General features: G+C 60.0%; 13 protein-coding genes. 9 read left to right on the top strand and 4 right to left on the bottom strand.

Going from position 1 to position 15,489, the window contains the following annotated elements:
• Positions 1-247 precede the first annotated feature (247 nt).
• A complete protein-coding gene (gene recQ / locus AC2D8U_RS18910) occupies positions 248-2,074 on the top strand; it encodes a DNA helicase RecQ (RefSeq protein WP_484620727.1) in 1,827 nt (608 codons plus the stop codon).
• Here recQ and AC2D8U_RS18905 read toward each other — a convergent pair.
• Entirely contained in the window at positions 2,065-3,795 is a 1,731-nt protein-coding gene (locus tag AC2D8U_RS18905) for an ATP-binding protein (protein ID WP_484620638.1), read from the bottom strand. The genes recQ and AC2D8U_RS18905 overlap by 10 nt on opposite strands.
• A gap of 438 nt (positions 3,796-4,233) precedes the next feature.
• Here AC2D8U_RS18905 and leuA point away from each other — a divergent pair, with 438 nt between their 5' ends.
• The 5 genes from leuA to AC2D8U_RS18880 all read left to right on the top strand — a co-directional run bounded on the left by leuA (position 4,234) and on the right by AC2D8U_RS18880 (position 10,535).
• Positions 4,234-5,790, top strand: a complete 1,557-nt coding sequence (gene leuA / locus AC2D8U_RS18900) for a 2-isopropylmalate synthase (RefSeq protein WP_484620637.1) — start codon at positions 4,234-4,236, stop codon at positions 5,788-5,790.
• Entirely contained in the window at positions 5,787-6,878 is a 1,092-nt protein-coding gene (gene leuB, locus AC2D8U_RS18895) for a 3-isopropylmalate dehydrogenase (protein WP_484620636.1), read from the top strand. The genes leuA and leuB overlap by 4 nt, the downstream gene beginning before the upstream one ends.
• Before the next feature lie 3 nt (positions 6,879-6,881).
• Entirely contained in the window at positions 6,882-8,318 is a 1,437-nt protein-coding gene (gene leuC / locus AC2D8U_RS18890) for a 3-isopropylmalate dehydratase large subunit (protein ID WP_484620635.1), read from the top strand.
• Entirely contained in the window at positions 8,318-8,920 is a 603-nt protein-coding gene (gene leuD / locus AC2D8U_RS18885; RefSeq protein ID WP_484620634.1) for a 3-isopropylmalate dehydratase small subunit, read from the top strand. The genes leuC and leuD overlap by 1 nt, the downstream gene beginning before the upstream one ends.
• Before the next feature lie 274 nt (positions 8,921-9,194).
• The gene (locus AC2D8U_RS18880) at positions 9,195-10,535 is read left to right on the top strand and encodes an OmpP1/FadL family transporter (protein WP_484620726.1); all 1,341 of its coding nucleotides are present in this window, start codon (positions 9,195-9,197) and stop codon (positions 10,533-10,535) included.
• Positions 10,536-10,570: 35 nt separating this feature from the next.
• On the opposite strand, the gene AC2D8U_RS18875 is transcribed toward AC2D8U_RS18880, so the two are convergent.
• The 3 genes from AC2D8U_RS18875 to AC2D8U_RS18865 all read right to left on the bottom strand — a co-directional run bounded on the left by AC2D8U_RS18875 (position 10,571) and on the right by AC2D8U_RS18865 (position 12,575).
• On the bottom strand, positions 10,571-11,104 hold the full coding sequence (locus AC2D8U_RS18875; RefSeq protein ID WP_484620633.1) for a porin family protein: 534 nt from the start codon (positions 11,102-11,104) through the stop codon (positions 10,571-10,573).
• A 221-nt stretch (positions 11,105-11,325) separates the two neighbouring features.
• Positions 11,326-12,189, bottom strand: a complete 864-nt coding sequence (locus AC2D8U_RS18870; RefSeq protein WP_484620632.1) for a hypothetical protein — start codon at positions 12,187-12,189, stop codon at positions 11,326-11,328.
• Between the two features lie 5 nt (positions 12,190-12,194).
• A complete protein-coding gene (locus tag AC2D8U_RS18865) occupies positions 12,195-12,575 on the bottom strand; it encodes a nitrous oxide-stimulated promoter family protein (RefSeq protein ID WP_484620631.1) in 381 nt (126 codons plus the stop codon).
• Positions 12,576-12,739: 164 nt separating this feature from the next.
• Between AC2D8U_RS18865 and AC2D8U_RS18860 the strand changes: the two genes are divergently transcribed.
• From AC2D8U_RS18860 to AC2D8U_RS18850, 3 genes are read left to right on the top strand one after another with little or no spacing between them, the layout of a single operon-like run.
• On the top strand, positions 12,740-14,152 hold the full coding sequence (locus tag AC2D8U_RS18860) for a protein adenylyltransferase SelO (protein WP_484620630.1): 1,413 nt from the start codon (positions 12,740-12,742) through the stop codon (positions 14,150-14,152).
• Positions 14,116-14,445: a DUF3630 family protein gene (locus AC2D8U_RS18855; protein WP_484620629.1), complete on the top strand. Its 330-nt coding sequence runs from the start codon at positions 14,116-14,118 to the stop codon at positions 14,443-14,445. The genes AC2D8U_RS18860 and AC2D8U_RS18855 overlap by 37 nt, the downstream gene beginning before the upstream one ends.
• Positions 14,442-15,437, top strand: coding sequence for a serine/threonine protein kinase (locus AC2D8U_RS18850; protein WP_484620628.1), 996 nt, complete (start codon positions 14,442-14,444; stop codon positions 15,435-15,437). Before AC2D8U_RS18855 ends, AC2D8U_RS18850 begins: the two co-directional genes overlap by 4 nt.
• The last annotated feature ends 52 nt before the right edge of the window (positions 15,438-15,489 follow it).

The following is a 15,489-nucleotide window of genomic DNA, read 5'->3' as shown; positions in this document are numbered from 1 at the left end:
CGATCCTGTGTCATGGGAATAGGTAATACTACGGATTAGTTTTTTCCGGGGTAACTTGGGCGAAGCATCTGCCCTGAATATCAGACGCTGGTGCCATAAACGAGGGCGGCTCGGGGGCCGATGTTCGGGCTTTCATCGGAGAGCCTAGAGTGAAGCTACTGTTCCTGATAGATATTTTGTCCAGGCGACAAGATGTGTCGAGTTGAGTAAAATGGCGCCCCCAATTGCCAACGTCGAAACCCCACCCATGGAAGCCCCCAATCCCTCGTTCTCCGTCTCTCACACCTTTGCCGATGCCGCCGATTGTCTGCAGCAGGTGTTCGGTTATCGAGGTTTTCGCGAGGGTCAGCGACAGGTGGTGGAGCAGGTCGTTGCCGGACGGGATGCCTTGGTGATCATGCCCACGGGTGGGGGGAAGAGCCTGTGTTATCAACTGCCCGCCTTAATGCTGCCGGGCCTGACCCTGGTGATCTCCCCCTTGATCTCCCTGATGAAAGATCAGGTCGATGCGCTGCGCGAGTCCGGTGTTGCGGCGGCGGCACTCAACTCCAGTCTGGCACGGGAGGAGGTGGGGCAGTTGTTCAGTGCCATCCACCGGGGCGAGATCAAGCTGCTCTACATCTCACCGGAACGTTTGCTCTCGGTGCGGGAGAGCCTGCCCCACTGGAACCTCTCCATGGTGGCGGTGGATGAGGCGCACTGCATCAGCCAGTGGGGACACGACTTTCGTCCCGAGTATGCCCAGTTGGCCTGGATCAAGCAGGCGTTCCCTCAGGTGCCGGTGATGGCCCTGACGGCGACGGCCGATCAGGCGACCCGGAAAGATATCTGTCTACGTTTGGCGCTGCAGGATCCCTACTGCCACCTGTCCAGTTTTGATCGCCCCAATATCCGCTACACCGTGGTGGACAAGGTGCGGCCACTGGAGCAGTTGGTGGAGTTTCTGCGTCAGCAGAAGGGCAACGCGGGGATCGTCTATTGTGGCAGCCGTCGCCGGGTTGACGAGGTGGCGGAAAAGCTGCGTCAGAAGGGGTTTGCCGCGTCCGGTTATCATGCGGGGATGGAGCCCTCCGAGCGTAGCCAGGTGCAGGAGGCGTTTCTGCGGGATCACACCGACATTGTGGTGGCCACCGTAGCCTTTGGCATGGGGATCAACAAATCCAATGTACGTTTCGTGGTGCATTGGGATCTGCCCAAGTCCATCGAAGGTTATTACCAGGAGACCGGCCGAGCCGGGCGAGATGGTCTGGAGTCCGAGGCGGTGCTGTTGTTTGACCCGGCAGATATCGCTCGAGTGCGTCATCTGTTGGAACAGGGTGAAAATGAGCCCAATCCGGTGGACCTTCACAAACTCAATGCCATGGCCGCGTTTGCCGAGGCGCAGATCTGTCGCCGTCAGGTGCTGCTCAACTACTTTAACGAGCCCAGTCATGAAGCCTGCGGCAACTGTGATATCTGTACCGATCCGCCGAAGCGTTATGATGGCACCACCGATGCGCAGAAGGCCCTGTCCTGCATCTACCGGGTCGGTCAGCGTTTCGGCATGGGTCATGTGATCGAGGTGCTAAGGGGTAGCAATGCCCAGCTGGTGCAGGAGCGTGGGCACCATAAGCTGTCGACCTGGGGGGTTGGCAAGGAGAAGAGTCACGATCATTGGTTAGCCGTACTGCGCCAGTTGATCCACCATGGCCTGGTGCATCAGGACATCACGCGCTCCTCGATACTGGTGTTGACGCCAGCGGCTCGGGCGGTGCTTAAGGGAGAGCGTCCCCTGGAACTGGCGGAGCCACGCCTGGTGGTGGCGAAAAGCTCCGGCCGTCGCAGCCGTAGCTTGCCGCAAAGCTACGATCGCAAGCTGTTCGCACGACTCAAACAGTTGCGCCGAGAGTTGGCCGATGAGCATGGTGTGCCACCTTATGTGGTGTTTAACGATGCTTCGTTGGCGGAGATGGCGGCGGAGATGCCGACCAGCGACTGGGCTTTGCTGGCGATCAACGGCGTTGGGGAGCGCAAACTGGAGCGTTATGGCGAGGCGTTCCTCGAGCAGATCCGCGAGTATCTGGATCAGGCGTGATCCCGGGCCAGCCAATGGGGGTGGTGCTCGGTGATCAGAGGACGCTGCCGGGCTGCGTGGCTGATCAGGTTGCACTCCAGTCGGACCAGCAGGCTGTCGACATCGTCAAAAGTGTGGACCCGTGCCTTACCGATGGCGCACTCCCCAAGTCCCAGGCTTGCCAATTGCCGTGGCAAGGCATCGATCCGCCAGCCCAGCTCACCATCACTGGCCCAGGGGAGCAGCAACAGATGATTGTCGGTATCCAGCTGCAGGTAGCGGTCAGCCTTGCGCAGATCCAGTTGCAACTGCTCCTGCAGGCTGAGCGGTGTCTCGGCCCGGACTCGGAGCAGGATCACAGGAAGGGGATCGCCACAGGCCTTGGCATCGCGGATCGCTTGTGCCAGGTGCGCCTTGCTGTCAACGAGGGGGGGATCCTGAGGTGACGAGGGATGCTTCCGCATCCAGTAGCGGACCAGCCAGAAGAGCCAGGGGAACAGCAGGGCTGCGGACAGGCCTTGCCACAGCAGCAGCGACTGCTGGCTTTGATAGTGGGCCTCGGCGGTATTGGCTAAACGCTGTCGGTGTTTGTCCATCTGAGAACCCAGCTTCTGCTGCTGCTCGAGCAGTGCCTGTTGCTGCAGCTGAGTGTTGAGCTGCTGTTGATACCTTTGGTGCTCCTTGAGTGCTTCGTACGCAGCCTGATAGTGGTCACGTTGGCTGTGATAGTCCGCAATCCATGAGGCCATCCGGGCCAGATCCCGTAGATCTTCGAGTTGTATCATGCTCTGTCGGGCTTTTTCTAAAGCCTTCCAGCCGGCTGCTTCTTCACCCAGCATCAACAGGGCCTGCCCCCGGATCTGGCGTGCCTGGCTGTGCTGAGGTTCCAGCTCTGCCTTGGCGAAGATCTCCAGGGCCAAAGTGGCAGCGCTCAGGGCCAGAGGGTATTGTTCCAGTCCGAGTGCGGTCAGGGAGCGGAAGTGGTGGAAAAACCCCTGATCCCGTTCGCTCAATCTGAGTGGTCGGCTGCCGAGGCGATCCAGCTGGGCCTGGCTCTCAGCCAGCCGCTGCTGCCGGTTGAGCATGGTGGCGTAGTTGTAGCGCAGAAACCAGTTCAGGGGGGAGTCGAGATCCACCAAGGCCAGGGCTTGCGTCATGGCATCGTCGGTTCGGCCAAAGTTATCCAGGTAGAAAAAAGTCCGGGCCAGGGCAAAATGCAGCAGGGCTGGGTGGCCGTGGATCAACCCCTGGGCCGAGATCGGATCTTGGGCACTCAGGGCAATGGCCAGATCTTCCAGAGCGGCGGGATAGTTTTTTTCATCAGCCAGGGCATTGGCCCGACGCACTCGGGCCAATACCATCAGTGCGCCGTCTTGTTGCTGCTGAGCGTACTCAACGGCTCGGGCGAGGTGTTCTAATGCTATATCAAGGCGTTGGGTAGCCTGCTCCAGCGCGGCATGACACAGTTCCAAGTAGCCTTGAACTGGGTGGTACGGAGTCTGGGCCATCAGGGTGCGGAGCTGAGTGATATGGTGCTGTATCAGGGCATGATCCGAGTCAAACGAGCCCGACTCGCAGCCAAGCAGGTGCCAGCGCAGCCGCCACTTTGGCGTTGCACTCTCGTAATCCGCTTGCAGTTGTTTTCTTAACTGGTCCGCGCTGTCGAGGTCATATTGCGCCAATGCTTCAGCCAGCGGATCCAGCTCGAGGGCGAAATCCTGCGGGAAAGCGGGTGAAAACATCGACAGCTGCAGCGTTATGGCCAGTATTCCTTTGCCAAGCCAGCCCAAGTGATAAGTCTCTTAATCCATTAAGATTGTTACTTCTTCAAGCTATCCTGCTAACATCCACCAATCAAGCTGATTTACAGCTTTCGCCCAAGTTGTTTAGCTTGCGGTCAAAAACCGGTTGACAAAAGCGACCCCACTGGCAAAGATGTGTCAAGTAATAGCGGCGAATTGCCGAAAAGAAGTGAGCCTGATGACGTACTTAAATGTTTACAGCCGACTAGACCTAATCCTCGCAGGACGCTGCGTGGGAGAGGCGGTTGTAGACGGCATCTAAGCCCGAGCACAGTCTCAAAACCCGCGCACCGCGCGGGTTTTTTTATGCCCGCGGAAGGCGTTGTACCCGGAAGTGCCGAAAATGGTGCGATGGGAATGGATCCACGGAGGACGGATATGTCGGATCAAATCATCTTATTTGATACCACCTTGCGCGATGGCGAGCAGGCTTTGGCTGCCAGCTTGTCGGTGAATGAAAAGATACAGATAGCCCGGGCGTTGGAGCGCATGGGGATCGATATTATTGAAGCGGGGTTCCCGGTGTCATCACCGGGCGATTTTGACTCGGTGCGGCAGATCGCCGCCACCATCAAGAACAGTCGGATCTGCGCCCTGTCCCGGGCGGTGCAAGGGGATATTGATGCCGCCGCTCAGGCCCTGAGCATTGCTGACCAATTCCGCATCCACACCTTTATCTCCACCTCGGACATTCATGTTCAGAGCAAATTGAAACGGGATTTCAATCAGGTACTGGAGATGGCCACAGGTGCCATCAAGTACGCCCGCAAGTTTACCGATGACGTGGAGTTCTCCTGTGAAGACGCCGGTCGTACCCCCATCGACAACCTGTGTCGCATGGTAGAGGAAGCGATCAAGGCCGGTGCCCGTACCGTCAATATTCCCGATACCGTGGGCTACACCACGCCGAGCGAATTTGGTGGCATCATCACTAACCTGTTTGAGCGTGTGCCCAATATCCATCAGGCGGTGATCTCCGTGCATTGCCACGACGATCTGGGGCTGTCGGTGGCCAACTCCATCGCCGCCATCGAGGCGGGAGCACGACAGGTGGAGGGCACCATCAATGGGATCGGTGAGCGGGCTGGCAACGCGGCACTGGAGGAGGTGATCATGATCCTCAAGACCCGCCAGGACAGATTCAAGCTCAATTGCCGCGCCGAACCCACGGAGATCTACCGCACCAGCGCCCAGGTCAGTGCCCTGTGTAATATGCCGGTGCAGCCCAACAAGGCGATCGTCGGCGCCAATGCCTTCAGCCACAGCTCCGGCATCCACCAGGATGGGGTGCTCAAATCCCAGAACACCTACGAGATCATGACGCCAGAGTCCATCGGACTGGTGCGCAATACCCTGAACCTGACCTCCCGCTCCGGCCGCCACGTGATCAAGCATCGCATGGCCGAGTTGGGGTATCGGGAGGACGACTTCGATCTGGATGTGCTGTATGAGCGTTTCCTCGAGCTGGCGGACAAGAAGGGGCAGGTGTTCGATTACGATCTGGAGGCCCTGCTCTTCTTTGAAAACCAGAAAGAGGAGGCGGCCCACTACTCCCTGCGTCAGCTCAATGTGCAGGCGGGCTCCAACCACTTTGCCACCGGTTCGGTGGAGCTGCAGATCGGCGACACCATAGTCACCGAGGCGGCCACCGGCAATGGACCGGTAGACTCGGTCTACCAGGCGATCGAACGGGCCACGGGTCAACATATCGAGCTTCAGAGCTTTGATATCGGCGCTCAGAGTGGCGGTCACGACGCCCTGGGTAAGGTCGATGTTACGGCGGAATTTGAGGGGCGGACCTTCCACGGAATGGGCCTGTCCACCGACATCATTGAGGCTTCGGCCCAAGCGCTGCTGCGGATCTACAACCTGATCCATCGTCAGCAGCAGATCAACGAACAAAAATTACAGAAACGCGCCACGGAGGAAGCATGACAACCCATCGGATAGCCGTATTGGCCGGTGACGGAATTGGCCCTGAGATCATGGCGGAAGCCAAGAAAGTGTTGAACGCCGCAGGGGAGCGCTTCGGCTTTGCCCTGGAGCTGAACGACTTCAATGTGGGTGGTGCCGCCATCGACGCCCAGGGCACGGCACTGCCGGCGGATACGCTGGCAGGCTGTGAGCAGGCCGATGCGATCCTGTTTGGATCCGTGGGCGGCCCCAAGTGGGAAGATCTGCCCCCCACCGAGCAGCCGGAGCGTGGCTCCCTGCTGCCGTTGCGCAAGCACTTCAATCTGTTCTGTAACCTGCGTCCCGCCCGGATCCACCCGGGGCTGGAGCGCTTGTCGCCCCTGCGTGCCGATATCGCCGCACAGGGGATGGATCTGCTGGTGGTGCGGGAACTGACCGGCGACATCTACTTCGGCTCACCACGGGGCCGTGAAGGCGAAGGTGAACAGGAGAATGCCTACGACACCATGCGTTACAGCCGGTTTGAGATCCGTCGGATCGCCCGGATGGCCTTTGAGGCGGCCCGCAAGCGCCGCAAGAAGGTGGTGTCTGTGGATAAGGCCAACGTATTGGCGACCTCCATGCTGTGGCGTGAAGAGGTGATCGCCATCGCTGCGGATTACCCGGATGTCGAGTTGGAACACATCTACATCGACAACGCCACCATGCAGCTGTTGCGTCGTCCTTATGATTTCGACGTGATGCTGTGCGGCAACCTGTTTGGGGATATCTGCTCTGACGAAGCGGCGATGATCACCGGCTCCATGGGATTGCTGCCCTCTGCCAGCCTCAATGAATCCGGCTTTGGCATGTATGAGCCGGCGGGCGGCAGTGCGCCGGATATTGCCGGTCAGGGGATCGCCAACCCCGTGGCGCAGATCCTCTCTGCCAGCCTGATGCTGCGTCACAGCCTGGGTGAGATCGCGGCGGCGGATGCCATCGATGCGGCGGTCAGCCAGGCGCTGGCAGACGGCTGCGTCACCGGTGAACTCGCGGCGCCGGATCAAACCGCCTTGAGCACGGCACAGATGGGTGATGCCATTGTTGCCCGCTTGGGCAAGGAGGCATAAGTCATGGCCAAGACCCTGTATGAGAAGATCTGGGAGAGCCATGGGATCCCGACCCCGGAGGGACAGACCCCACTGCTCTATATCGACCGTCACCTGGTGCATGAGGTCACCTCACCCCAGGCGTTTGATGGGCTGCGCAAGGCCGGTCGCCCGGTGCGCCAGCCCGAGCGCACCACGGCCACCATGGATCACAACACCTCTACCACCACGGCCTCCATCGAGGCGCTGCCGGCCCTGGCCCGCACCCAGGTGGAAACCCTGCAGAAAAACTGCGAAGAGTTCGGTGTGACCCTGTTCGACATTCACCATCCCAACCAGGGCATTGTTCACGTGATGGGGCCGGAGCAGGGGTTGACCCTGCCGGGCAGCACCATCGTCTGTGGTGACTCCCATACCGCGACCCATGGCGCCTTCGGTGCCCTGGCGTTCGGCATTGGTACCTCCGAGGTGGAGCACGTATTGGCGACCCAGACCTTGCGTCAACGCAAGGCCAAGACCATGAAGATCGAAGTGCGCGGCCAGGTCGGCCCGGGCATCACCGCCAAAGATATCGTGCTGGCGATCATCGGCAAGGTGGGTCATGGCGGCGGTACCGGTTACGTGGTGGAGTTCTGTGGCGAGGCGATCCAGGCCCTCTCCATGGAGGGACGCATGACCGTGTGCAACATGGCCATCGAACTGGGTGCCAAGGCGGGCCTGGTGGCCCCGGATCAAACCACGGTGGACTACTTGGAGGGGCGCCCCTATGCCCCCAAGGGGGAAGCGTGGGAGCAGGCCAAGGCGGATTGGGCGCAGCTGCACACCGATGAGGGTGCGGCGTTTGATGCTGAGGTCGTCCTCGACGCGGCGCAGATCGCGCCACAGATCACCTGGGGCACCAACCCTGGCCAGGTGATGGCGGTGAACGCCAAGGTGCCGGATCCCGCCAGCTTTGCCGACCGGGTAGAGCAGAGCGCGGCCATCAAGGCTCTGGCCTACATGGCGCTGGAGCCGCAGCAGGCATTGACCGATGTCGCCATCGATGCGGTGTTTATTGGCTCCTGCACCAACTCTCGCATTGAGGATCTGCGTGCGGCCGCGGCGATCGCCCGTGGTCGCACCGTGGTGGACTCGGTGCAGGCCATTGTCGTGCCCGGCTCTCATCAGGTGAAGGCCCAGGCGGAAGCCGAGGGGCTGGACCGGGTGTTTGTCGAGGCTGGCTTCGAGTGGCGCCTGCCGGGCTGCTCCATGTGTCTGGGCATGAACGAGGACCGTCTGACCGCGGGTCAGCGTTGTGCCTCCACCTCCAACCGTAACTTCGAGGGACGTCAGGGCCGGGGCAGTCGTACTCACCTGGTGAGTCCGGCAATGGCCGCTGCCGCGGCGGTGACCGGTCGCTTTGCCGACGTACGTGAGTTTGAACTGTTTGAAGATCAACGTTCCTGCGAGGAGGTGCAGTAATGCAGGCCTTTACCCAACACTCCGGCGTGGCTGTCGCCCTGGATCACGCCAACATCGACACGGATCAGCTGATCCCTAAACAGTTTCTGGCCAAGGTGACTCGCACTGGTTTCGGTGTGCACCTGTTCCACGACTGGCGTTACCTGGATGAAGCCGGGGAGCAGCCCAATCCGGAATTTGCCCTCAACCAGCCTGTGTATGCCGGGGCCAGCATCCTGTTGGCGGGGGAAAACTTTGGTTGTGGTTCCAGTCGTGAGCATGCCCCCTGGGCATTGGAAGACTTTGGTTTTCGCGTGGTGATCGCCCCGAGCTTTGCCGATATCTTCTACCAGAATGCCATCAACAATGGCCTGCTTCCCGTGGTGTTGCCTGCGGATGAGATCAAGCTGCTGATGGCGCAGATCGCGCAAGCCCCGGGTGCCAAGCTGACCGTGGATCTGGAGCGTTGCCAGGTGTTTGGCACCAACGGCCAGGGATTCCCTTTCAGCCTGGATAAGGCGGCCCGCCATAACCTGCTCAATGGCCTGGATCCCATCGGTCAGAGTCTGGAGCTGGTCCCCGAGATCGAAGCCTTCGAAGCGGCCGCGCCGATCTGGCGCTGAGGCTTGCACCGAAAGATGGCCCGCTCCTATTGAGCGGGCCTTTTTTTTGCTCTCGAGTCTGAGAATTCAATTTAGAGTATTAACTCTTTTTGATCCTCTGTTTTTCCAGCCGGATCCGGAATGATCGCGCTGTTAAGTCATCGAATAGCGCACTTCTCTCCATTTGCTCTGCTTGGTGGTGGAATTCTCTGTTGTATTGGTGTTGCCCGGTTGTTTCCAGTGTTAGGTTCTTTAAGATCGCAGGACTTTAATTCGATAACAACAGAGAGAGATGATGAGATATCGCGTCTTATCTGCGGGGATCCTTGCGGCCCTGTGCAGTCAGGCCCATGCGGCGGGTTTTCAACTGGCAGAAACTTCGGCAACCGGCCTGGGCCGGGCGTTTGCCGGGGAGGCCGCCATTGCCGATAACGCGGCGACTCAGGGGCGTAACCCCGCCATGTTGATGGCTCTGGAGGGACGGCAGCTCTCTGCGGGCGCCATCCATGTGGCGCCTTCCGTGGACGTCGAGGGCCAAGTTACCTTGTCCGCGCCCGGGGTCTTGCCTCAAGACCTGGCGATCCCGGCAGACGCCAACGGGGTGATCCCCAGTGCCTGGATCCCCAACTTCTTCTACAGCAATCGGTTAAGCGAACGTTGGGCCTACGGTCTGGCGCTCAATGCCAACTATGGCCTTAAGAGTGAGCTGGACAAGGATCACCCCGCCGCCCTGTTTGGCAGTACCACTGAGATCACCACCATTGAATTCAACCCCAACATCGCCTTTGCCCTGACTGAACATTGGCAACTGGGGGCGGGGGTTCGCTTCATGTATGCCGATGGCAAGGTGGAGGCTACTACGCCAGGATGGGCCGATGGGGTCAATGCCATGTTGGTGGGAGCCGGTCTGGATCCGGTTTTGCCACCTTCGGGCACCGCCATCAAATCCCTCTCCGGTGATGACTACGCCTGGGGGTATAAGCTGGGATTGAGCTGGACCCCAAGCGCGGCGACAACCCTGGGGCTGGCGTATCACTCAGAGCTGGATCTGACCCTGGAGGGGGATGCTGCCGGTGTGATCTATGCACCGGATGGTTTGGCTCGCCCGGGTGCCCTGGATCTGACCCTGCCGGCATTTGCAGAGCTGGCGTTGGCGCAGCAGGTCGGGCCGGATTGGCGCGTATCGGCCTCGGTCAACTGGACTCAGTGGAGCCGCTTCGATGATCTGATCGCCGATTTCCCCGATGGCAGCAGTGATCGGGTGAAAGAGGAGGAGTTTAAGGATAACTGGCGCTTCGCCCTGGGCAGTGATCTGTCACTCGGTCAGCAGGCGGTTTGGCGCCTTGGGCTCGCCTACGACATGACGGCCGTCGATGATGACCATCGTACTCTCACCATTCCCGATTCCAACCGGCTGTGGCTCTCCACCGGCTTGGGCTATGCCTTCAGTGAGCGCCTCACGCTGGATCTGTCCGTGACCTACATCCACTCCAGCGGCACGGCGCCTCTGGAGGAAACTCAACTCGTGCCCGTCTCCCTGCCGGACGGCAGTATGGTGCCGGCATCGGTGCGTTATCAGGGTGAGGTGACCGGTCATGTCTGGCTGGCTGGTGCCCAGCTCAGTTACCGGTTGTGAGCAGGCAGGCCCCTTCAGGGGCCTGTTGTCGCGGGTTAAAATTCGAAGCGAAGTCCCAGGTTGATGCCGGTGACATCAAACTGGTTCTTGTCGATCCAACGGATCGCTTCCAGTTGCAGGCTTAATCGTTCGCTGGCCAGCAGTTGCAGGCCAGCGGCATAACTGAGATCGGTGGCACTGTCGTTATCCTGCTGGCGCTGAACATCGAGCTCCAGTGACATGTTGAGCCCGCCGGCCATGGCATAGAGGCGGACCCAATCTCCCAGGGGAACACTGCCCACCAGATAGAGGCCATAGTAGCCGTCAACGCCGATATCCAGGCCACCGCTCAGTTCATCATCGGCCAAGCCGGTACCTATACGCCCTTCAATGGCGATATAGGGTGTAAATTGGTATCCGCCCAGGACGTGGAGGACCACGGGGTTGGCATTGCCGAAGTCGGTGTCCACCTCAGCATAACCGAGTTGGCTGCCGATATACCAAGAGCCCGCCGGTCCTCGGTCCAACTCCCAATCTGCCTGCACGCTGCCGCTGCACAGCAGCAAGATCGCAACTCCAAGGTATCTCATGGCGTCCTCCCGCTTGGTCCTCGAGCCAGTCTCTGCATTAAGGGTGGCAGGTTTGTTCCACACCGCCAGTTCAGGATCGGAAGAAAAGACAAGAAAAGAGTGTGATGGTTAAAGTCTGGGCAGCCGGTGGACGCTCTATATTGATGTATCGCGGGCCGGGCAGGGAGGCTCAGTTTGTCTTTCGGGGCAGGCCAGTGTCCGCGATACACTGCCGGTTCTCCTTACTTGCCGGTCCCGTTTTGCCCCTCCCCGTGAGGGGCGTCCTTTTCATCGTCTTCGGCCTGAGGACGGTGTAACTCCCTTAAAAACGCCAACTCCTCCGTACTGAGTATCGAGTCACTCTCCTTGGCGGACGGGCTCTCTCCAGGGGCGGGCTGCATTCGTCTTTGCCAGGCGGCCTGGGTGATCTGGCGCAGGGCCAATAACCAGCTGAGTATCAAAATTGCCAGGACTGCGGCCCGGATCGCCAGATCGAGCATGGGCTCTGGCGGGACATGGGACAATCCGAGGCGAAACAGCTGCAGTAACCTGAGTAGCCATACCCCGATAGCACCGATGGACAGGAGCAGTAGCCAGCGCAGACGAAGGTCTTGTCCGCTGGTGAGGCGAGACGAGCCTTGATGTTGCTGCCAAAGCCGGGTTGTAAGTCCAGCATAGGTAGCGAGCTGTAGCAGGGCGATCAGGGCGAGCAGCAACAGGGCGGAGGGGTGAAAGGGCTTGCCGCCTCGAACCCACATAAGTGTGGGTACGGCCAGGAACAACAGCAGGGCCACGCCCCAGTGCCAGCCGGGTGCGACCCACTCCCGCCTAAGCTGGCAGGCCAGGTAAAGGTAGAGACTGGGCAGGGCAAAAAAATGCAGGGCACCGAGGCTGTGGCCGAGCCAGGGAGCGGCCCAGTGGCGCAATGGCTCATACAGGAAGTAGAGGGCCATCAGGGCAAACCAGATCGCCAGGTAGCGCTGGGACTGAAAGGGATCCCGGTAGAGGTAGCGCAGGAATAACGCCAGCAGCAGGCAGTTGAGGCCACCAAACAGGGCGATGGCCAGGTGCAACAAGATGGTGACGTCTTGCAGCTGCTGCACCATAGGGGTCACTCGGTGGGGCGTCGCCGCGCCCGGTTGGCTTTCATCGGTGGCTTTTTCGGTACCACTTTACGGTCGTCGATCAGGTGACGAATGGCGGCGATTGGATGGCGCAGCAGCATGCGAGGGCCTGCGTAACGCATGGCGGCTCTAACCTGCTCTCTGGGGGCCGGTTTGTAGCAGTGGATCGGACACTTTGCACAGGTTGGCTTGTCCTGGCCGTAGGGGCATCGATCCAGCTTCTGACCCGCGTAGGTCAATAACTCCTGGCAGTTGTCGCATAGGCCTTTATGGCGCGGGCCTTGGCCGCAGTGGGCACGGCAGTAAATCACCATCATCTTGCCCAGAGTTTGATGTTCGCGGGCCAGGCGGCCGGTCAGCTCAGTCATGGAATAACCTAGTGCGTCTGTCGGATTTTGTTGTCATGATAGCCAGAGTTGGATCCTCACGTAACTGAAACTCGCCCAGTCCGTGAGCGGGATCAAGGTGCCTGATCATTAGGGCAAGTGTAGAAGACCCCATTTTTGATGGGAGTTAAAGAGGGGGCGGTACCATGCCTGTCTGGCCTGTTCATCCTGGAATTGAGGCTCGCCTGCCCTGGCTGGGGCAGGTGGTGGCGGCCCAGCCTCTGGATGCCCCCCGTTGGTTGGGATGGAGCGGGGCCATGGCGCAGACTCTGGGATTGGCACGCACGCCCGAACTGTTGGCCCGTCTCTCCGGTCTGGGCGAGCCCGAAGGGTTTGCCCAGGTATACAGTGGCCACCAGTTCGGTGGCTACAGTCCCAGGCTGGGGGACGGCCGGGGGCTGCACCTGGGGCAGATCGATGGCTGGGAATTGTTTACCAAAGGCAGCGGCCCGACGCCCTACAGCCGGGGAGGCGATGGGCGAGCGGTGCTGCGCAGCGCCGTGCGGGAGTTTCTGATCAGCGAGGCGATGCACCATCTGGGGGTGGCGACCAGTCGGGCCCTGGCGGTGATCGGATCCGACACGCCGGTGTGGCGCGAGCAACAGGAGACCGGCGCCATTACTGTGCGAGTGAGCCGCTCCCATCTGCGTTTCGGCCACTTCGAGTATCTCTATTACTCCAGGCAGCATGACAGGCTTCAGGCGTTATTGGAGGATAGCCTGGCGCACCACTTTCCCGAGTTGGCAGGCAGTGCCACGGCCTACGCAGACTGGCTGCAGGCGGTGGTAAGGCGGACCGCGGAAACGGTGGCAGACTGGCAGGCCTTTGGCTTTTGTCATGGTGTGCTCAATACCGACAATATGTCGATCCTGGGGGAAACGTTCGACTACGGCCCCTTTGCCTTCCTTCATCGCTTCGAGCCGGGACACCGCTGCAACCATTCGGATACGGAGGGGCGTTACGCTTTCGATCAGCAGGCGGGGATCGGCCTGTGGAACCTGAATAAGCTGGCCCTGACCCTGACGCCCTTCGTGGAGGCCAAGGCTCTGAGGGCGGCCTTGGCTCAGTATGAGCCAGCCTTAATTCAGCGTTACCTGGCGCGCATGGGGGCAAGGCTGGGACTGGAGGCGGTGAGCACGGCCGATCTGCCGCTGATCACCGGGTTACTGCAACGGATGCAGGGAGCCGGGGTGGATTACCACGGCTGCTTTCGGGCGTTGACCCAGGTGGATCCCGGCAGTGGGAATACGCCCTGGCACCGGCAACTTGGGGACCAGCCCGGTTTCCGTGACTGGTGGCAGCAGTATCAGGCTCGATTGGGAGGAGTGAGCGATCTGGCCAGCTGGCAGCGGGCTCGGGCGGCGGCGAATCCGGCGGTGATCCTGAGGACCCACCTGGCTCAGCAGAGCATAGTGGCGGCGGAGGCGGGCAATGTTCGCCCCCTGATCCGCTTGCACCGGGCCCTGACTCGCCCCTATGATCCGCTGCAACAGGATCACCCCTTTACCGAGGATCCCCCGCCATGGAGCCACTCCCTGACGCTCTCCTGCTCCAGCTAGGCCCAGCTCGCCCCGATCTTAAACGAGGGCAACTGCTCTGGCACTGTCCGCTCGTTCAGGAACAGGTTCCCATACTTGTCTCCGAGCTGATGGCACGCCTGGATTGTCGTCTTGGGCCAATGGAGCAGGGTGCCGACCGTCTGTACTGGCCGCTGGACTTCGAAGGGACGGCGCTTGAGCTGCACTTCGAGGCATTGTGTGACAGCCTCTGGATCCAGGCGCCCCTGGCGTCTCCAGAAGGAGAAGCGGTGATCCAATATTTGATTTCCCTGGTGCAGGAGAGCGCCCCTTGAGCCATGCCCAATTTGATTTTCAATCTCTGACCCCGGATCTGGTACTCGATGCCGTCGAGACCCTGGGGGTCTTTCCCGAAACCGGCCTATTGCCACTCAACAGTTATGAAAACCGGGTGTATCAATTTCGGGCCGAGGATGGTCGACGCTATGTGACCAAGTTTTACCGGCCTCAGCGCTGGCGTACGGAGCAGATCCGTGAGGAGCATGAATTTGCCCTGGAGTTGGCCGAGGCAGAAGTGCCGGTGGCGCCCCCCATTGTCCTGGATGGCGAGAGCCTGTTTAGCCATCAGGGCTATCACTTTGCCCTTTGGCATAGCGTCGGCGGTCGGGAATTTGAAGTGGATAATCTGGACCAGCTGGAGGGGGTGGGGCGTTTCCTGGGACGGTTGCATCAGGAGGGGCGTAAAAAGGACTTTGTCCATCGGCCCAGCCTGGGGATCCAAGAGTTTGGTTATGAAGCACGGTCCGTGCTGGCCCAGCAGGCGGGGTTGAGTGGCTACCTGGAGACCAACTTTTTTATTGTTGTTGACCAGCTACTTGAGCGCATTGCCGAGCCATTGTCTGGCTCTTATCGTTCGTTGCGCCTGCATGGAGATATGCACCCGGGGAATATCCTCTGGCGGGACGACAGCCCAAGCTTTGTCGATTTGGATGATGCCAGGATGGGACCGGCAGTGCAGGATCTCTGGATGATGCTGTCGGGAGACAGATCTAACCGTTTGTTACAATTGGATCTATTGCTCGAGGGATATGAAACTTTTGCCTCGTTAGACAGCCAGGAGTTGGCACTTATCGAGCCCTTGCGGGCCCTTCGAATGATTAATTATCTGGCATGGTTGACCAAACGTTGGCAAGATCCGGCCTTCCCGAGGAACTTTCCGTGGTTTGGTACGGACAAATTTTGGGAAGAACAGATCCTGGCATTGAAGGAACAGCTGGCGGCACTGGATGAACCTCCGCTGTCCCTGAGCCCGGGAGCCGGCTGGTAGAAGCCGGGGCCAGTCCGGACTGCCCGTGGCCATCTGAACATTACACAACGGA

The organism is Ferrimonas sp. YIN67 (assembly GCF_057219095.1).
Note: the sequence above shows the minus strand (reverse complement) of the source record. Positions and strands in the feature narration are given on the sequence as shown.